This is a genomic window from Companilactobacillus farciminis KCTC 3681 = DSM 20184, assembly GCF_002706745.1.
Classification (GTDB): Bacteria; Bacillota; Bacilli; order Lactobacillales; family Lactobacillaceae; genus Companilactobacillus; species Companilactobacillus farciminis.
This window is the reverse complement of sequence record NZ_CP017702.1, coordinates 1,857,350-1,876,304: the sequence shown is the minus strand read 5'-3', so window position 1 is coordinate 1,876,304 and position 18,955 is coordinate 1,857,350. Positions and strand designations below refer to the sequence as shown.

The following is an 18,955-nucleotide window of genomic DNA, read 5'->3' as shown; positions in this document are numbered from 1 at the left end:
TTAGAAGTTGTATTATATTAATTGAGATGTTTAGACAGGTTTATGATTTTTATTTCATCCCAGCAAGGACGGTTTATTAATATGACGAGTAAAAAATTAACAATTGATAAAAAAGAATTATTAATTGCCGCTGGTGCAGCAATGACTTTGGGACTAGGGGCCAGTGCAGGACATTCAGTCATTGTTCATGCGGCCACGACTGATAATAATACAAGTTCAGTTGCTGTACCTTCTAAAACAACTACCGATTCAGTATCTTCAACTTCAGATGCAGCTACTGCTTCTGATACTACCTCTAATGCTACTTCAACTACGAATTCAACATCAACACCTACTAAGACTGCTTCTGGCACCACGACTGATGACACTAAAACTACAGATAATACCAGTGCCACTGGTTCAGATAGCTCAACAACGACACCAAAAGTAGCTTCTGATGCCACGACAAATACTGTAACGCAAGCTGCAACTAAGACTGATACCGACAATAGTGCCGATAAAAATACGACCAGTCTTGTTCAACCAGCAGCCTCAAGTTTGACTAAATCGACCACGACTACAAATACCGTGACTCCAACAACAGCCACGCCAACTACGACGACACCAGTAGCGCCAACATCAACTACTGATTCAACTGCTACAACACCTGCTAAAACTACCACTGATACTAAAGCAACTACTTTGACGCCAGTAGATACAAGTGCCAATACAATTTCTTCAGATGGGGATTATACTGACGCCAACAAGTTCAATTGGAGTACCGACAACAACGGTAATGCTACTTTAACAGGTACTAATTCTAATTTAACTTCTGCGGATACTAATATTAATATTCCACCTAAGATCACAGTAACTAATAAGGATACTAATGCCAGCACCGACTATAATGTTACTGCGATTGGGAATGCGGCTTTCTTCAGTAACCAAAATATTAACAGCGTCCAAATCAATGATGGTGTGACGGATATTGGCGACGATGCTTTTGCTTATACCAAAGTTAATAATCTTGATCTATCTAATAACAAGACTTTGCAAAATATTGGTAAACAAGCCTTTTCAAGTGATCAAATTAAACAAGTTCAATTGCCAGATTCAGTTGAGAATATCGGCGATTCAGCTTTTTCTTACAATAATGCTTTGACTTCGATTACTTTGCCTGCCAACCTACAAACAATTGGCTATCAAACTTTTGCTGGTAATACTAATTTAGCAAGTGTAGATTTCTCCAAGGCTACTAATTTACAAAATATTGGTGAAGAAGCTTTTGCAACAGATGCTAAGCTAACTTCAATCGATTTGAGTCAAAATAACCAATTAACAAATATCAGTAAGGGTGCTTTTATTTATGACAATGGTTTAACATCGGTAACTTTGCCAGATAGTTTGGAGACTATTGGTGATCAAGCCTTCTTAGCTGATACTAGTTTGACTTCGATGAAATTTGGTCCTAACTTGAAATCCATTGGTTACCAAGCCTTTACTTACAATGACAAGTTAACTAATGTTGACTTCTCCAATGCGAAAGCTTTGACTACGATTGGAACGGGAGCATTTGAGTATTCCAATTTGGAAGGAACATTAACTTTGCCTGCTAATTTGCAAACAGTTGGTGAATATGCTTTTGCCGGCAATAATATTTCAAACGTAGTACTCAATAATGGTTTGCAAACAATTGGCAATGGAGCTTTTTCAACTAACAAATTGACAGGTACATTGACAGTTCCTGATTCAGTTCAAAGTATTGGTGACTCTGCCTTTAGCAACAATCAATTAACGGGTATTTCGTCCAATGCTTCTAATTTTCAAGTGGGAACAAATGCCTTTGCCAACAATCGTATTACGACTGTCTTATTGCCAAATGTTTCATTAGATAATGTTAATTTGAATGGTATCGTTGATCAGTTAGCAGCAATTTTCACTGATTCGGCCCACAATAAAATCTCTGATTACTTCAATATCAACATCGGTGGAGTAACTGAGAATGATTTAGCAATTTCTGATTTGAGCAATGGCGTAACTTATAGTGATGGCGTCTTTGATATTCCAAGTGGTACTGATAGCTTTACCTTCACTTGGGCTTTGCCAGGCACAAATAAATATAGTGGAACTTACGATGTCGTTTTAAATGACCCTGTGATCGAAGCAATTAATTCTAAGGTTGCTGCCGGAACAAATTGGCAACCAAGCGATAATTTCATTAGTGCTAAAACTCCCGATGGCGATACCGTTCCTTTTGATTCGATAACTTACAGCATCGTCGACCCCAATAATCAAAATGTCACAACCATTGATACGTTGAAACCCGGAACTTATAAAGTCACTTATAAATATGGCAGTGATTCAAGTACCGTAACAGTTGAAGTCTACAAACGTTCAGGAACTTATAGTTTAAGTGGAACACAAGAAACAACTTATAATGGTCAAGATCAAAGTATTGATTATGGTAACTTTGTTGTTAATTTGTCAGATGGTTCAGTTTATACACCTCAAAATGGTGATTTGATTTTAAATACAGATGCTAAAAATGCTGGCAGTTATCAAGTGGGATTGACTCAACAAGCAATCGACAATATCAATAATTTGTCTCAAAGTGCTTATATTAACTGGCAACAAAGTGACTCTACTGGCCAATTGATCATTCAAAAAGCTCCAGTTACAATTACAGTCGCCAATGCTAATAAAGTTGCTGGACAAGCTGATCCAACATTCACGGCTGAAGTTTCTATGCCTGGTGTTACTGATGGTGATCAAGTAGTTTACAACTTAACTAGAGTTCCTGGGGATACAGCCGGAACCTATGCAATCAATGCAAGTTTTGATCCTAATGCCAATCCTAATTATTCGATTACAGTAGTACCTGGTACTTTGACAATCACTGCTGATAAACAGAGTTTAGTCGGTAGCAATTATACGATGCACGTTGGAGACCCAGCACCAACAGCTAGTGACTTTCAAGCTTCAGCAACAGATGTTAATGGTAATCCTTTGGATGTTAAAGTTGACTTGAGTAAAGCTGATTTGAATACAGCTGGAACTTATGACGTTGTATTGAGTACCGCTGATGGACAAGAAAAAACAGTTCAATTAACAGTTGAAGCTGATCCTACTAGTGGCGGTGGTACCGTTGACCCAACAGATCCAACAGATCCAACAGATCCAACGGATCCAACAGATCCAACAGATCCAACAGACCCAACGGACCCAACAGACCCAACGAATCCAACGGACCCAACGGATCCAACAGATCCGACAGACCCAACCAATCCAGTAGAACCACCAGTCGTATCTCCAGTTGAACCGGTAGTTCCTGATGAAAAAGATCCAAACAACAATGGGACTGGCAATAATCCTGACGAAAATACTAATGACAATGTGAATAACAATACCGATGGTTCCTCAAGCAGTAATGTCAGTGATGCTTCAAAGAATCCTTCAGAAACAGTCGTTAACAATAATTCACGTCCTGAAGTCATTATGGAAGGCAATGTTTACTATGTTCCAGGAGTAAAGGGACAATCCAATGGCGTCTTAGTGGCACCAACTAACTTGCACAAAAACGGTTATGATCCTACTAATCAAAGTGGTATTCAAACATTCCCACAAACGGGTAATGACAGTGGTACATTTATGAAAATTCTCGGTGCGATGATTGCTGTTTTGACGCTAGGTGTAATCGATATCAGAAAAGTTCGTCACTAGATTAATAAAAACTACTTTTTTGATGGTTATTTGACCTGCAAATATTGAAATAACGAAGTTGTTTTGATAAAATAATATGCGGTTTACAATAATCATGAAAGAAGGAAACAGAAATGTCAGGACATTCAAAATGGCATAACATCCAAGGTAGAAAAAGTGCCCAAGATGCAAAGCGTGGTAAAATCTTCCAAAAGCTGTCTCGTGAGTTATTTATGGCAGCTAAGGCGGGTGGCTCCGATCCTAACGATAATGCTGCCCTTCGTTTAATAGTAGATAAAGCTCGTGCAGCCAATATGCCAAAGGACAACATCAAACGTGCCTTAGACAAGGCTGATGGCGGTAGTGACGATCATTATGATGAAGTTACATACGAAGGCTATGCTCCAGGTGGAGTTGCAGTTTTAGTAGAAGCTTTGACAGATAACAAGAACAGAACTGCTTCTGCCGTACGTGTTGCATTTACCCGTAACGGAGGTAGCATGGGTTCAAGTGGTTCAGTTTCATACATGTTTGACCGTAAAGGTTACATTGTTTTGGACCGTACAAAGAACTCACAAGATGAAGATACAGTATTAATGGATATCATGGATCTTGGTGCAGACGATTTGCAAACATCAGATGATGCTTTTGAAATTTATACAGAAGCAAAAGAATTTGCTGCAGTTCGTGATGGTTTGATTGAAAAGGGATATGACCTTGCCGATGCAGAATTGACAATGATTCCTCAAAATACAACACCAGTTCCTGAAGAAAAGAAGGAACAATTCCAACACATGATCGATCAACTTGAAGACGATGATGATGTTTCAGAAGTTTACACTGCTGCTGCAGATGAAGACGACGAATAATTTTTAAAAATTAAGACCGTAAACAATTGAGTTTGCGGTCTTTTTTTGCGTAATTTTTTTGTAAAGGAGGAATTAATATGTCAATTATTACGATGGTCAAAAATTTATTAACCGAAGCCTGTACTAATAAAATTTCAGATATTTATTTCTTGCCAAGAGAAGGCCACTATCATATCGAAGCACGCAATGCACTTCAAACATATACGGTAGCAGATCTGACAACTGAGGAAACTACTATGATCATGAATTATCTTAAATTCAATTCTGGTTTGGATATTTCAGAAAGACGGCGTGCTCAAAAAGGATCTTTTAACTTTATGTATCAAAATCGACAAATCTTTATTCGAGTTTCGGCTGTGGGGGACTTCAAAAATCGAGAGTCAATGGTAATTCGCTTGATTTATCCACAGGAATTAGTTTCACCAATATCAGAAGAAATCGTCGAAAATTTATTACCGATTGCTAAGCAAAAGGGCATGATGCTATTTGCGGGACCAATGGGTTCAGGAAAAACTTCGTTGATGTATGCCTTGACGCGCCAGCTTAGCTACAAGAAGCGAGTCATGTGTATCGAAGACCCAATTGAAATTGTTGAGGATAGTTTTTTACAATTACAAGTCAATGAAGAAGCCGGAATGACTTATGAAGAGTTGATTAAAACCACTTTGCGCCATCGCCCAGGTATTTTGATCATTGGAGAGATCAGGGATGCCAAGACTGCTCAACAAGCTATTCGGGCAGCTATTTGTGGCTATACGGTCATGTCTACGATTCATGGTAAATCTAAGTATTCAGTGATTCAAAGACTGCAACAATTTGGCGTTAGCGATGAGGAAATTGGCAATGCTATCAACTTGATTTCGTATCAAAGATTAATTCCAACGTATGATGATTTACAAATATTTTTAGATACTTTGAATGCGACAGAAATCAAGGAGTATTTGGAAAACAATCTCAAGGACGACAGATGGGGACAAGGTATACGGAAAATTTATCAAGCAGGGCGAATAGATGAAGATGTTTATCAAGAATTTGTTAACGGATAAGAAGATAAATTCTAAGCAGCAAGCACAATTTTTACTGACCATCAGCAAGCTTTTGGGGAACGGATTTTCACTAAGTCAGTCGATCAATTGTTTACGCTTACTCGAAAATAGACACGATGTTTTTGAAAAAATTCATCAGGACTTGCAAAATGGAGCAATGATTTCACAAGCGCTACGACATCTGCAATTACCTGATGTGATTTTTAATCAAATCGTTATTGCTCAAAATCACGGCAAGATTGATCAGACTTTAATGCAAACAGGGATTTTATTGCAGAGCCAAGCTCAACAAAAGAACAAATTAAAAGAGCTGTTAGTTTATCCGAGTTTTATTTTAGTGTTTCTATTGACGATGCTAGTTGGAATGAAGATTTACATTGTGCCACAGTTGGCTATCGCTGGTAGTGGAAAGTCGATTGATTTATTTTTAGGAGTTATCTTGGTTAGTTTGTTTTTGTTAGCAAGCGGAGTAATTTTATTGATTGTTAATTTGCGCCGAAGAGATGAATATCATCGTTCGTTATTACTTGTGAAATTGCCGTTAGTTGGCAAGATTTATTTACATTTTTTTCAATTTTTAATTTTACAGGGATTGGGAATGCAGTTGGCCAGTGGTATGAATTTTTTCATAATTTGTGAATCTAGCAATCGCTTTCAAGAAGGCTCAATTCAACGCTATTTGGGCACTAAATTTATCAATGAATTACAGCAGGGAAAAAGTTTGATGCAAATGATTCAAGAAGAACCATTATTGCCAAATCAGTTGCAAGTCATTATTCAAGCTGGCGAGAGTGGACCACAGTTGGCACAAGATTTGTTACTGATTTCAGAATTAAAGTTCGAGGAAACTAAGCAAGAATTAAAAAAACTTTTAAATTTAGTTCAGCCCATATTGTTCGGCATTATTGCAATCGTAATTGTTGTGACGTATTTGATCGTCTTGGTGCCGATATATGGAATGATGAAAGGGATGTCATGATGAAAAAAATCAGAAAAGGTTTTACTTTAATTGAAATGGTAGTTGTTTTGTTTATTATTTCTTTGCTAATGCTAATTATGGTGCCGAATATTGTGGCTCAAAAAGATCATGCCAGCACTAAGTCGGAAGAGGCTTTTAAAACAACTCTAACTACTCAAGCAGAATTATATTTGGAAAACAATCCAGAAAAAACAACTGTCTCGGCAGACGACTTACAAAAAGAAAACTATATAACTGCAGCTCAATCCAAAAGAGCAAAAAAAATAAAAGATCTCAATCTCAATAATTTAGTGGAAAAAGATAAAACTGATGCCAGTTAGAAAGGCTTTTACATTATTGGAAACTGTCGTAAGTTTAACCATATTTTGTAGCCTAACGATTTTTTCAATCTATAATCTCAAAGACTATCAAGCTAGGGTTGAAGAACGTCAGTATTTGCAATGGTTCAAGGATTCATTTAAGAGCACCTTTAATTATTGCTATCTGCACAATACTGGAGGAAGGATGGTCTTTGATAAAGAGAGAATTATTTTTCATACTTCAAAAGACGATAAGACTAAAACTCAAAGTAAAAAAATACCCAAAACTTTAAAAATAACTTCAGGTTCAAGGGCTAATTATACGATCAACAATGGTGGTGAGGCTACGGCAGCAACGATTATTGTTGAGTCGAAATTGAGCCATCAAAAAATTTTTTATAAAATCCAAATGAATTGGGGTGAAATTATTGAGACAACATCGTGAAGGCTTTGTTTTGGCAGAATCACTCGTAGCGTTATCGATTTCAGTTTTGATAATTTTTACCCTGACTTATTGTGTCAAAGAAGAATTCAAATTGATTGATCACTGGGAAGAGCGCGTCAATGCTCATAAAATTGTCTTGTTAAATTTACGAAGTCACAACGTACCCAATCCTTTGATCATCAAAGACAAAAAGTATTTTTTTGAAACGAATAATAACGAATACCAGGTAACGGTCAATAAAAATGTTTATCAAATCAAACCAACCACATAGGGGATTTACATTATACGAGACAATCATCGCATTAATGGTCACAATCATGACCTTAGGTATTTTGCAGCAGAGCCTACAAATTTTAAAAATCATTCAACAGACGGATTTTCAAGAACAAGTTAGATGGCATATCACGCAAGAAAAACTGCAAACAGTTTTGCAAAATAGTAAAATTATTAATTTAAAAAATCAACGAATAGTCTATTCACCAAATGATGAACAAAATAAGCGAGTCATTGAGAAATACTGGGCAGGAGATAAATTAATGTTGCACGCAAGGACGGTCTCAAATGGAGGACATGAACCGATTATGACGGATCTGAAAAAAATTGATATTGAAAAAAATGGAAATTTAGTTATTATTACAACAGAGAATAAAGCTCAGCAAAAATCAACAATGTGTTTAGTTTATGATGAGTGATTGGTTGCAAAAAAGTCAAAAACATGGCGCAACTGTCCTGTTAAATAGTATATTAGTATTAATGGTCGCAATTATGGTTATTGGTTACAGCAGCTCTTATTTAGCTGAAGAAATCAACGATTACCAGAAGTTGGACGAATTATACAAGCAACAAATTAACAAGAATTTTAATAAAAGTAATAAAATAGACTATCGTGAATTTAGGAATCCTTGAATAAAATCGGTTCCAACGTTAAAATTTTATTATGAAGCAAAGAGGTTAACTATGTCAGAAAAAGATATGCAATCATATTTTGATAAGCTAAACAAAGCCAATTCTTTATTGATGGAGTCTTTGAAAGTAAGCAATATTGATACACTTGCCGAGAATTTAACTAATATTTCCGATGGCAAAGTTTATGTTGAAAATTCAGTTCCTGATCAAGCAACAGTTGCTAAACTAGAAGCAATTTATCAAGAACTAAAACAATTGAACTTAACTCCATTGCAGTTGAAGCAAGCTATCACGGTCGCTATTATCAAAGCTCAAAAAGATGATAAGGCAGAAGTCAATAAATTAATGACTCCAGATGCCATTGGTTTGATTGCGAGCCTTATTGCTTATGAGGTACTAAATGTTCAAAATAAGAAAACGGTGAACATAGTTGATCCGACAGTCGGAACAGGTAACTTGTTGATTGAAGTTATCGAACAATTGAATATGACTGATAAATTCCATATCAATGCTGCGGCTTTGGATAACGATGATACACTTGTCGCATTAGCCAAGTCATTTAGCGAAGTGATGAATCTTAATTTGGATGCCTATCACCAAGATAGTGTGGCAGATTGGGATATTACTGATATCGACATGGCGGTGGCAGATTTACCAGTTGGCTATTATCCAATTGATGAAAATGCCAAGAATTTCCAGACTAGCGCTGAATCGGGCCATTCTTATGCTCATCATCTGTTGATTGAACAAACAATGAATAATTTGAATGATGGTGGACTGGGTATCTTTATCGTCCCATCACAAATTTTCCAAACGGATCAAGCTAAGAAATTATCCGAGTGGATGGTTTCAAGTGTTTATTTGCAGGCTGTCTTAGACTTACCTGCCAATTTGTTTGCTTCTAAAGAGGCACAAAAGGCAGTAGTCGTTTTGCAAAAGCATGGTAATAATGCTAAGCAAGTGGAAAATGTTTTGATGGGTACAATTCCAGACACTAATAATCCCAAGTTGTTTGAAGGATTTAAAGACCAGTTACAAGACTGGGCTAAAAATTTTAAAGGTTAGGTGAGATTAAATGTCTAAAATCATGGCCGTTAATTCTGGTAGCTCTACACTGAAGTGGAAACTATACACAGTACCTGATGAAAAAGTTGTTGCAAAAGGAATGGTTGATCGTCTTGGCCTTTCTGATTCGGTTTTTGAAGTTGAATTTGGTGGTAAAAAGATTAGTGAAATGGGTGATATCCCTGATCACACAACTGCCGTCAATAAAATGCTCGATAAATTGATCGACTTAAAGATCATTGATGACTATTCAGAAATTACTGGTGTCGGTCATCGAGTAGTTGCCGGTGGTAGTATCTTTAAAGACTCTGCTGTTGTAACTCCAAGAGTGGTTCAACAAATCAAGAACTTGTCAGAATTTGCTCCATTGCATAATCCTGGACAAGCTGCTGGTATTGAAGCTTTTGAAAGAATATTGCCAGATGTACCACAAGTAGCTGTCTTTGATACGTCATTCCATCAAACAATGGATCCAGTCAATTACTTGTATAGTATTCCTTACGAATATTATGAAAAATATGGTGTTCGTAAGTTTGGAGCTCACGGTACTAGCCATAGATATGTCTCACAAGCTGCAGCTGATTACTTGCAAATACCTTTGAACGATTTGAAGATTATTTCTTGTCACTTGGGTAGTGGTTCATCAATCGATGCAATTGAAGACGGCAAATCAGTCGATACTTCAATGGGCTTCACACCGCTAGCTGGTATCACAATGAGTACACGTTCTGGAGATATTGATCCTTCGCTTGTTGCTTATTTGATGCAAAAGTTAAAGATCACTGATCCAAGTGAAATGGTTAAAATTTTAAATACTAAATCTGGTTTGCTAGGTATTTCTGGCGTTTCACCAGATATGCGTGATTTATTAGCTACTAGAGCAGAAAACGACCGCTCTGATTTGGCAATCAAGATTTTCATCAATCGAATCGTCAAATATATCGGTTCATACATTGCTATGCTCAAAGGCACTGATGTAATTATCTTTACAGCCGGTGTTGGTGCAGGCAATGCTGAAATTAGAGCAGATATTGCCAATAGTTTTAATTATATGGGTGTAAAAATTGATAAAGATCGTAACGAAAATGGTACTGGCACACGTTTGATCAGTACCGATGACTCAACAGTCAAAGTCCTAGTCGTTCCAACAGATGAAGAACTGATGATTGTTCGTGACGTCATTCGTCTAACTAAATACAGCGATTAATATGCAAGGAATCGAAACTAATTTAACTAGTTTTGATTCCTTTTTTTATTCCAAAAACTAGAAGAAAAATGATACAAAAATCAAAATGTAAGCCTTTACTTTCTTAAGAAAACTGCTATATTTGAGTTGTATAGATGAACAGTAAGATTTGAATGGAGGTCAGTTATTATGACAAGAAAAGCCTACATGATTGGTACTGGTATTGGTAACTTAGCTGCTGGTATCTATTTGATTCGTGATGGCGGATTCAATGGTGATCAAATCACTATGATGGGACTTGAAGACCACGGTGCTAATGATGGTGCCGCTGTAAAAGATTATGAAAATGAATATGGCAACCAAGCACTTTCTAATAACAAAGGATTTCTAGCAAAAGGTGGAAGAATGCTTAACGAAGAAACTTTCGAGAATCTTTGGGATGTTTTGCGTTCAGTGCCATCTCTAGATCATCCTGGACAAACTGTTACCGATGACATTTTGAACTTTGATCATGCTCATCCAACTCATGATGTGGGACGTTTGATTGATCACAATGGACCACGTGTAAATCCGGGCAAAGACAATTACAAGCATATGCAATTCGATAATAAAGATCGTTACTTGTTGTCGAAATTAATGTTGATGCCAGAAAAAGACGAAGAAAAGTTGAACAACATCAGTATTGCTGAATGGTTTGCAAGTAGTCCTCACTTCTTCACAACTAATTTCTGGTACATGTGGCAAACAACCTTTGCTTTCAAACGTGCTAGTTCAGCAGTTGAGTTGCGTCGTTATATGAATCGTATGATTCTAGAATTCAGTCGTATCAATACTTTGGAAGGTGTAACGAGAAGTCCTTATAACCAATTTGAAAGTATTATTTTACCAATGCGCAAGTATTTGGAAGACCGTGGCGTAACCTTTATCAACAATCGTAAGGTTACTGACCTCGAATTCAAAGACACACCATTGCAAGATGATATCGTTGTAACTGGCTTGAAGTATGAAGAAGTCGATAATGACAACAAAGAGGGACATATCGATATCGCTGAAAACGACTTAGTCTTCGATACTAATGGTTCGATCACTGATAGTTCAGCAATTGGTGATTTCAATACACCATTCAAAGAGAATATGGATTATGCACCTAGTGCAATGCTTTGGAAGAAGGCTGCTGAGAAGTTCTATTCACTAGGCAATCCTGATAAATTCTTCGGTGACCGTTCACAAAGTGAGTGGGTAAGTTTCACAGTTACGACTAACAACCACTTTTTAGTTAACGAAATTTCACGTATCACCCAACAAGAACCAGGTAATGCTTTGAACACTTGGATTGAAAGTACGCCATTGTTGTCAATCGTTGTTCACCATCAACCACACTTCAAGGCACAAAAACCTAACGAATCAACATTCTGGGGTTACTTCATGTATCCAAGAAGAAACGGTGATTACGTTCAAAAACCTGTTATGGAATTGACTGGTAAAGAAATGCTTGAAGAATTGCTCGGTCATCTAGCTGCAACTGATCCAAGTAAAGACAATATCAAGAATCATACTGAAGAAATCATGGACAGTATTGTCAACGTAATTCCCGTTCACTTGCCATATGCTTCAGCAATGTTCAATCAAAGAGCTGTCGGTGACCGTCCAGATGTAGTGCCAAAGCACAGTAGAAACTTAGCCTTCATCAGTCAATTCTGTGAACAACCATTCGATATGGTCTTTACAGAACAATATTCATTCCGTGCCGCTCAACGTGCTGTTTATACCTTGTTGAACATTCCATTGTCAGAAATGACACCAATGCACCATTACGAAAAAGATCCAAAAGTAATGGCCCGTGCTACTAAGACAATGTTTAGATAGATAGAGAGAGCGGAGAATGACGGTTAAACTTTGAGCATTTGCCTAACTATGGGAATTGGCTTGTGTAACCCGTTTAAAAAACAAAATATTTCACAAAGTAGGTTGAAAATCACTTCAATCTACTTTTTTTGTGAATTCAAAAAGACCCATAACACGGACTTTGTGAAGAATTATTCACAATAGAATTTATGAAATCGAGGATGTGAAATTCATTAACTAACAAACAATCATCGGATACGTGTTGATACATCAACGTGGATACGTTTACATTGTCTTTTTCGATTAAAATGCTTGAACAAAAAAAACACAGTGATATGATAAAACGTGAATTAGTTAACAAATATAGTTTTTATTCTTGGAGGTAATCAGATGTTGAAAGGTTCCAAAGATACAAATACTGCTGCAAAACCTGATAAAAAAGAAGAAGTAAAACCTGTTATTGATGAAATGGTTGCTAAAGCTCACAAGGCTTTGGAAATCATGGACAGCTTCACTCAAGAACAAGTTGATCACATTGTTCACCAAATGGCCATTGCCGGATTGAATGCTAGTTTTAGATTAGCTAAATTGGCATACGAAGAAACTGGTCGTGGTTTGGTTGAAGATAAAGTTATCAAGAATATGTATTCAACCGAAGAGATTTGGCACTCAATCAAACGTGATAAAACCGTTGGTATCATCGAAGACGACAAAGAACACCGTTTGATCAAAGTCGCTGAACCACTTGGTGTTTTAGCTGGTGTTACTCCAGTTACTAACCCAACTTCTACAGCAATGTTCAAGTCATTGATTGCCTTGAAGACACGTAACCCAATTATTTTTGGATTCCATCCCCAAGCTCAAAAATGTTCAGTCGCTGCTGCTAAAGTTATGTTAAAAGCTGCTGTTGATGCAGGTGCACCTGAAGGTGTTATCCAATGGATCGAAAAACCAAGTATCGAAGCTACTTCATACTTGATGAATAACGAAGGGGTTGCCTCAGTTCTTGCTACTGGTGGTCCTGGAATGGTCAAAGCTGCTTACTCAACTGGTAAACCTGCTTTGGGTGTTGGTCCTGGTAATGGTCCTGCTTACATTGAGAAGACTGCCAACATCAAACGCGCTGTTAACGATATTATGATTTCTAAGACTTTTGATAATGGTATGGTTTGTGCCGCTGAAAATAGTGCCATTATTGATGCTGATATTTATGACGAAGTTAAGTCATTATTAGAAAAGAACAAAGTCTTCTTCATCAAGAAAGCTGACTACAAGAAGTTAGCCGATGCTATGTTTAGACCAGAAGGTGGAGTTAAAGGTCCTATTGCCGGTCAATCAGCTTTGAACATTGCTAAACTTGCTGGTATCAAAGTTCCTGCTGATACTAAAGTTCTAGGTGTTGAATTGAGCAAGGTTGGTCCAGACGAACCACTTTCAGCTGAAAAGCTTTCACCAGTACTATCAGTCTTCAAAGTTGCTGGTCACAAAGAAGGATTTGAAAAAGCTGATGAATTGCTACACTTCGGTGGTTTAGGTCACACAGTTGGTATTCACACAATGAATGAAGATTTAGCTACTGAATTTGGTATCAAGATGAAAGCTAGTCGTGTACTAGTTAATACTCCTGCTGCTATCGGTGGTATTGGTAATCTTTATAACGAAATGATCCCATCATTAACACTTGGTACTGGTTCATGGGGTAAGAATTCTATTTCTCACAACGTATCTTCATTTGATTTGCTTAATATTAAGACAATCGCTAAACGGAGAAATAACATGCAATGGATTAAACAACCAAGAGTTTACTATGAAAAGACTTCAGTTCGTTATCTAGAAGATCTTCAAGGTATGAAGAGAGCCTTTATCGTCTGTGATCCTGTCATGGTTCAATTAGGATTTGTTGACACAATCACTGATGAATTGAAACGCAGTAAAGTTAATGTTGAATACTCAATGTTCTCAGACGTTGACAATATCGTAACTACTGATGTTGTTAAACGTGGCGTTACACAAATGAATCTCTTCAAGCCAGATACAATCATTGCCTTAGGTGGCGGTACAACCATGGAAACTGCCAAAGACATGTGGTTATTCTACGAACATCCAGATGTTGACTTATTTGGTGCAAAACAAGGCTTCATCGATATTAGAAAACGTACTTATAAGTTCCCTAAGCCAGAAAAAGCTCAATTTGTTGCTATTCCTACAACATTCGGCGGCGGAGACCAAGTTACACCATTTAGTTCAATCATCGATACTAAGACTGGTACTAAGTACCCAATCGCTGATTATGCATTGACACCTGATGTTGCTATCATTGATTCACAATTTGTTGAAACAATGCCAAAAGACATCATGGCTGAATCTGGTATGGATGTTTTGACTAATGCCGTTGAATCATACGTTGCAAATATGGCTTCAGATTACACAAGACCATATGCATTACAAGCTATTAAATTAGTCTTTGATAACTTAGAAAAAGCTGTTGCTGGTAACAAAGATGCTCAAGCAGAAATGCACAACGCTTCAACTCTAGCTGGCTTATCATATGGTAATGCCTTTGCCGGTGTTGCTCACTCAATCACTGATGTTTTGACAAATGCCTATGGTATCAGACACGGATTGGCTTCAATCATTGCCTTGCCACAAGTTATCAACTATAACTTCGAGCAACCAACTAAGATGACAATGTGGCCTGCATACGAAAGCTTCAGAGCTGATTCTGATTATGCTGCTATGGCTAGTTACATTGGTTTGACTGGCAAAGACAACCGTGCTTTGAAGGATGCCTTAGTGAAGAAGATTGTTGATCTTGCTCATGCTGTTGGTATTAAGTTAAGCTTGAAGGACAACTATATCGATAAGAAAGACTTCGATAGTAAGTTGGACGACTTAGCTGAAGCAACCTTTGGCGATCAATTCTCATTCACTAACCCTAAGGAACCATTGATTTCAGAATTGAAACAAGTTCTTGAAGATGTTTATGTCGGAAAAGGAATCGAAAAATAGACTTCATTAAATAAAAATGATGTAGTTCAGAGTAAAATCTGAATTACATCATTTTTTTTATGATTTTTTATACAATTTTGGCTATATTAATTCTCAGTTTTTTCAGTCTATAATAATACAACCGATATTTATTTTTTTGTTGATTGTTAAAAAATGCTGTTAAATCAGTGTTTATAAGGATAAAATTAAGAAAATTTAATTGAGATTTTTGATATCGGAGATTGAATTGTACATGCTACAATTTCGATGAGTTTAAAGAATGGATGGGGATTATGATTTCTTTAAAGAATAATAAAATCAAACTGGGTATTAATAAAGAGCAATGGAGTTGGATCATGTATGATTGGGCCAATTCTGCTTATGGAATCATCGTTACAACGGCAGTTTTGCCAGTTTACTTCAAATCAGTTGCGACGAGTTCTGGGATTTCTAACGCTAGTTCGACAGCATACTGGGGATATGCTAATAGTTTTAGTACGTTATTAGTTTCGTTGTTGGCACCATTTTTAGGAGCTTTGGCAGACTATCCTAATTTTAAAAAACGACTATTGAGTATGTTTTGTTGGTTAGGGATAGTAATGACAGTCGGTCTAGCTTTTGTACCAACAAGTCAGTGGCAAATGCTATTAACGATTTATATTTTTTCGGCGATTGGGTATTCAGTCAGTAATTTGTTTTATGATAGTTTTTTGACCGATGTGGCAGATGATCTGCAGATGAATAAGATATCGACTTATGGCTACGCTTTTGGATATTTAGGTGGGGTGCTTGCATTCATACTCTTTCTAATTATGCAGTTGACGAGTGGATTTGGGATGTTGGATGGAGTAGGTATTGCCAAAATGAGTTTTATCATTGCCGCTAGTTGGTGGTTGATTTTTTACTTGCCACTTCAAAGAAACGTTACTCAAAAGTACTCTGTAACTTCTACCAAATCGCCAGTATCTGGGAGTTTTAAACGAGTGTTTGCAACTATCAGACATATTCGTCAATATAAAAAAGTTGCTTGGTTTTTGGTAGCGTACTTCTTCTATATTGATGGAGTAGATACGATTTTTACGATGGCGACTGCAATCGGTTTAGATATTGGTATTAAGACGACAGAATTGATGATTGTCATGTTGGTCGTACAATTGATTGCCGTACCATTTTCAATCATGTTTGGCTGGTTAGCAGATAAAACTTCAACGCGCAAAGGTATTTTATTAGGAATTGGAGTTTACTTGTTGATCTGTTTGTATGCCTTACGTTTGAAAACTAGCTTTGACTTTTGGGTACTAGCAATTTTAGTCGGGACTAGTCAGGGTGGTTTGCAAGCTTTGAGTAGATCCTACTTCGGTCAAATTATTCCTAAAGAATCCGGCAGTGAATTTTATGGATTCTTGAATATTCTGGGTAAATTCTCAGCAGTTATGGGTCCATTTATTGTGGCTATCGTCACACAAATGACTGGTAAGTCGACCATTGGCGCTGCTTCTTTGAGTGTTTTGTTTTTAGTGGGATTAGTAATATTTGCTATGTTGACTAAGATTGCACAGGAATAGTAAAAAGAGAAAAAGTGTACAAAATATGGTTTAATATGGCTCCTATTTTCATATTAAATTCTGTAATACAGTACGATCTTTTGAAAACAAGTTTACATACCAAATTTAAATTTGTTTTCTTTCGATTGAGAGTACGATAAAAAATTGAAAAGGGGATTTATTTATGAAGCGCACTAAGAGAATTAGATTCAATAAAAAACCACTATTAACATCACTAGCGGTTTTGAGTATTGCAGCAACAGGATTACCTTTGTTACAAGCTACTAATGTTCAAGCTGCAGATTATACTGCAGAAGAAATTCAAGAAATGACTTCTGAGGAACAAGGTGGATATTGGTACGAACACGATTTTGATACTACTCATCCTTGGGACGGTACTGAACTATCGCCTGAAGAGGTTCAATATAGTATCGAACATCCAGGAAATATTTCACCAGAATACATGCATAATGGAAGTTTTCATCTACCTGAATCAGAAAAGAAGAAATATGAAAAAACTATTTTGATGCAAGGTATTGTTACAGTAAGTAATAAAAATTCATCATATTGCAAGTTATTTAGTTTCTCTGAAGATGGAAGTTCTAAAGTCATTACTAACAGAGCGTTAGCAAATAGTACAAAGTGGATCACTGACCGTTATCGAATTCATGATGGTCATTACTATTATCGTGTTGCAACAAATGAATGGGTTCAAGATACAGTAGTGATAAATATTGGACCACGATAGGCAGAGAAGTTTCATAATATCAAGAATTATATCTATCGATGAGATTTTTTGATAATTCTGAAATTACAGATCCTAATAATAAAAAAGAAGAAGCTCCCTCAAACAGGGGCTTCTTCAGATGGACTACTAGATAGTTTGTTGTTTTCATTTCCAGCGGTTGATTAAGTGAGCTGTTTCTTTGGTGTTGTTAGTAAAGACGCTGTCTAGCTTAAGTGTATTTAAAGCTTCGTAATTGTCATTGTAAGTATTCAAGATCCAACCATTAGTTTTGAAACCATTCTTATGTGACAGTTTAACTAATTTTGGTGTCCATTGATCTAATTTCATTGAGATGAATTTGATATAGCGAGGAGCATTCTCGATTTGTTCCTTATATTGGCGTTCAGTAGCAGAACTTAATAGCCAAAGGGTAGGAACTTTTTTTAGTGATTGGTGTAGCTCTTGGATACCAGGTAAACTTTCATCCTGGAAAATCACATTTTTGGTCATTTTATATTTTTTAAGCTCTTTGACGAGAGCTTTTTCTGTGTCGGTATTGTCGCCGGCATTTTTTTTAGTTTCAATTATGTAGTGAACTTTTTTGCCGTAACGTTTGAAGACATCTTTTAGTTGATGAATCTTTTCACCGTTGTGCAATTTAACTTGGCTAATTTGACTAGCATCTGAAGTTGAAATCGTGACATTTTTGCCAGTAGATTGTTTGAGATTATCGTCGTGGGAGACGAATAGTTTGCCATCTTTGCTCAACCAAACGTCTTGTTCGATATATTGAGTACCATCTTTGATAGCGCGATTATAACCCTTGAAAGAGTGATCAGGATAATTGTAAGGACTGCCACGATGAGAAAAAATCAATGGCGTATCTGGTGAAGCATGATTGACACTTCGTGTAACTGAAGTCAGGTTTTTAGCTTTTGGAGCTGCTGCCGCTTGGACGTTTAATGGCATGCCTAGAGCTAGTAACAAAGTAAATAAAATAATGGTTAGTTTCTTTTTCATGATATCCCCCAAATAATATATTCCTATCATAGTTTAATTGTAAAAAAAGTGCCACCGCAATAAATACGATGACACAATCATTTAGCAATTATGAAAGGGGCGAATTTTCTTAGGTTCAGATAGTCTTAAAGTAGCACGCTTCGTCTTTTCTCGTTCGATTTTTAGTTGATTTTTTAACTGACGATTCTTCCAGAAACCACGAATGCAAATAGCAGCAGGAATTGCCATCCAAGCTACAGTTGCGGGAATTAACCATGGATTTTTACTAATAATTTCTAATTCTTTTTCATTACGTTTTTGCATTTCTTGATAAAATTCTTCGGGTATTTGCATAATTGTCATCCTTTTTTACTTAAAT

Annotated in this window: 17 protein-coding genes; 15 read left to right on the top strand and 2 right to left on the bottom strand. The window is 36.7% G+C overall.

What is annotated here, in order from left to right; all coding sequences use genetic code 11:
• Positions 1 to 81: 81 nt before the first annotated feature.
• The 15 genes from LF20184_RS09145 to LF20184_RS09075 all read left to right on the top strand — a co-directional run bounded on the left by LF20184_RS09145 (position 82) and on the right by LF20184_RS09075 (position 17,598).
• Complete coding sequence (locus tag LF20184_RS09145; protein WP_010020425.1) at positions 82 to 3,699, top strand: leucine-rich repeat protein; 3,618 nt, start codon at positions 82 to 84, stop codon at positions 3,697 to 3,699.
• Positions 3,700 to 3,812: 113 nt separating this feature from the next.
• Positions 3,813 to 4,547 carry a YebC/PmpR family DNA-binding transcriptional regulator gene (locus LF20184_RS09140; RefSeq protein ID WP_010020424.1) on the top strand — a complete coding sequence of 245 codons (735 nt, stop codon included), beginning with the start codon at positions 3,813 to 3,815 and terminating at the stop codon, positions 4,545 to 4,547.
• A 77-nt stretch (positions 4,548 to 4,624) separates the two neighbouring features.
• Positions 4,625 to 5,593, top strand: coding sequence for a competence type IV pilus ATPase ComGA (gene comGA, locus LF20184_RS09135; protein WP_010020423.1), 969 nt, complete (start codon positions 4,625 to 4,627; stop codon positions 5,591 to 5,593).
• A complete protein-coding gene (locus LF20184_RS09130; protein WP_010020422.1) occupies positions 5,559 to 6,572 on the top strand; it encodes a type II secretion system F family protein in 1,014 nt (337 codons plus the stop codon). Before comGA ends, LF20184_RS09130 begins: the two co-directional genes overlap by 35 nt.
• Positions 6,569 to 6,892, top strand: coding sequence for a competence type IV pilus major pilin ComGC (gene comGC, locus LF20184_RS09125; protein ID WP_099240486.1), 324 nt, complete (start codon positions 6,569 to 6,571; stop codon positions 6,890 to 6,892). The genes LF20184_RS09130 and comGC overlap by 4 nt, the downstream gene beginning before the upstream one ends.
• A 184-nt stretch (positions 6,893 to 7,076) precedes the next feature.
• Positions 7,077 to 7,316 (top strand): hypothetical protein, encoded by a 240-nt coding sequence (locus LF20184_RS09120; RefSeq protein WP_010020419.1) that lies wholly within the window; start codon positions 7,077 to 7,079, stop codon positions 7,314 to 7,316.
• Entirely contained in the window at positions 7,300 to 7,587 is a 288-nt protein-coding gene (locus LF20184_RS09115; RefSeq protein ID WP_010020417.1) for a hypothetical protein, read from the top strand. Before LF20184_RS09120 ends, LF20184_RS09115 begins: the two co-directional genes overlap by 17 nt.
• A gap of 46 nt (positions 7,588 to 7,633) precedes the next feature.
• Entirely contained in the window at positions 7,634 to 8,008 is a 375-nt protein-coding gene (locus tag LF20184_RS09110) for a ComGF family competence protein (protein WP_198403319.1), read from the top strand.
• A complete protein-coding gene (locus LF20184_RS09105; protein ID WP_010020415.1) occupies positions 7,998 to 8,222 on the top strand; it encodes a hypothetical protein in 225 nt (74 codons plus the stop codon). The genes LF20184_RS09110 and LF20184_RS09105 overlap by 11 nt, the downstream gene beginning before the upstream one ends.
• Before the next feature lie 51 nt (positions 8,223 to 8,273).
• The gene (locus LF20184_RS09100) at positions 8,274 to 9,287 is read left to right on the top strand and encodes a class I SAM-dependent methyltransferase (protein ID WP_010020414.1); all 1,014 of its coding nucleotides are present in this window, start codon (positions 8,274 to 8,276) and stop codon (positions 9,285 to 9,287) included.
• A 10-nt stretch (positions 9,288 to 9,297) separates the two neighbouring features.
• Entirely contained in the window at positions 9,298 to 10,494 is a 1,197-nt protein-coding gene (locus LF20184_RS09095; protein WP_010020413.1) for an acetate/propionate family kinase, read from the top strand.
• Between the two features lie 168 nt (positions 10,495 to 10,662).
• On the top strand, positions 10,663 to 12,339 hold the full coding sequence (locus tag LF20184_RS09090; RefSeq protein ID WP_010020411.1) for an oleate hydratase: 1,677 nt from the start codon (positions 10,663 to 10,665) through the stop codon (positions 12,337 to 12,339).
• 369 nt (positions 12,340 to 12,708) lie between these two features.
• Positions 12,709 to 15,327, top strand: coding sequence for a bifunctional acetaldehyde-CoA/alcohol dehydrogenase (gene adhE / locus LF20184_RS09085; RefSeq protein ID WP_010020410.1), 2,619 nt, complete (start codon positions 12,709 to 12,711; stop codon positions 15,325 to 15,327).
• Positions 15,328 to 15,629: 302 nt separating this feature from the next.
• The gene (locus LF20184_RS09080) at positions 15,630 to 16,871 is read left to right on the top strand and encodes an MFS transporter (protein ID WP_099240625.1); all 1,242 of its coding nucleotides are present in this window, start codon (positions 15,630 to 15,632) and stop codon (positions 16,869 to 16,871) included.
• 163 nt (positions 16,872 to 17,034) lie between these two features.
• Positions 17,035 to 17,598, top strand: a complete 564-nt coding sequence (locus LF20184_RS09075) for a hypothetical protein (protein WP_010020408.1) — start codon at positions 17,035 to 17,037, stop codon at positions 17,596 to 17,598.
• A gap of 144 nt (positions 17,599 to 17,742) precedes the next feature.
• Here the strand turns inward: LF20184_RS09075 and LF20184_RS09070 are convergent, their stop codons facing one another.
• Positions 17,743 to 18,597: a glycerophosphodiester phosphodiesterase gene (locus LF20184_RS09070; RefSeq protein ID WP_010020407.1), complete on the bottom strand. Its 855-nt coding sequence runs from the start codon at positions 18,595 to 18,597 to the stop codon at positions 17,743 to 17,745.
• A gap of 81 nt (positions 18,598 to 18,678) precedes the next feature.
• Positions 18,679 to 18,930, bottom strand: a complete 252-nt coding sequence (locus tag LF20184_RS09065) for a hypothetical protein (RefSeq protein ID WP_010020406.1) — start codon at positions 18,928 to 18,930, stop codon at positions 18,679 to 18,681.
• Between the last annotated feature and the right edge of the window lie 25 nt (positions 18,931 to 18,955).

What these genes read in the sequence shown, in the direction of transcription:
- LF20184_RS09145 (WP_010020425.1), top strand. Translation starts at nt 82, where the DNA reads ATGACGAGTAAAAAATTAACAATTGATAAAAAAGAATTATTAATTGCC.
- LF20184_RS09140 (WP_010020424.1), top strand. Translation starts at nt 3,813, where the DNA reads ATGTCAGGACATTCAAAATGGCATAACATCCAAGGTAGAAAAAGTGCC.
- comGA (WP_010020423.1), top strand. Translation starts at nt 4,625, where the DNA reads ATGTCAATTATTACGATGGTCAAAAATTTATTAACCGAAGCCTGTACT.
- LF20184_RS09130 (WP_010020422.1), top strand. Translation starts at nt 5,559, where the DNA reads ATGAAGATGTTTATCAAGAATTTGTTAACGGATAAGAAGATAAATTCT.
- comGC (WP_099240486.1), top strand. Translation starts at nt 6,569, where the DNA reads ATGATGAAAAAAATCAGAAAAGGTTTTACTTTAATTGAAATGGTAGTT.
- LF20184_RS09120 (WP_010020419.1), top strand. Translation starts at nt 7,077, where the DNA reads ATGGTCTTTGATAAAGAGAGAATTATTTTTCATACTTCAAAAGACGAT.
- LF20184_RS09110 (WP_198403319.1), top strand. Translation starts at nt 7,634, where the DNA reads ATGACCTTAGGTATTTTGCAGCAGAGCCTACAAATTTTAAAAATCATT.
- LF20184_RS09105 (WP_010020415.1), top strand. Translation starts at nt 7,998, where the DNA reads ATGATGAGTGATTGGTTGCAAAAAAGTCAAAAACATGGCGCAACTGTC.
- LF20184_RS09100 (WP_010020414.1), top strand. Translation starts at nt 8,274, where the DNA reads ATGTCAGAAAAAGATATGCAATCATATTTTGATAAGCTAAACAAAGCC.
- LF20184_RS09095 (WP_010020413.1), top strand. Translation starts at nt 9,298, where the DNA reads ATGTCTAAAATCATGGCCGTTAATTCTGGTAGCTCTACACTGAAGTGG.
- LF20184_RS09090 (WP_010020411.1), top strand. Translation starts at nt 10,663, where the DNA reads ATGACAAGAAAAGCCTACATGATTGGTACTGGTATTGGTAACTTAGCT.
- adhE (WP_010020410.1), top strand. Translation starts at nt 12,709, where the DNA reads ATGTTGAAAGGTTCCAAAGATACAAATACTGCTGCAAAACCTGATAAA.
- LF20184_RS09075 (WP_010020408.1), top strand. Translation starts at nt 17,035, where the DNA reads ATGAAGCGCACTAAGAGAATTAGATTCAATAAAAAACCACTATTAACA.
- LF20184_RS09070 (WP_010020407.1), bottom strand. Translation starts at nt 18,597, where the DNA reads ATGAAAAAGAAACTAACCATTATTTTATTTACTTTGTTACTAGCTCTA.
- LF20184_RS09065 (WP_010020406.1), bottom strand. Translation starts at nt 18,930, where the DNA reads ATGCAAATACCCGAAGAATTTTATCAAGAAATGCAAAAACGTAATGAA.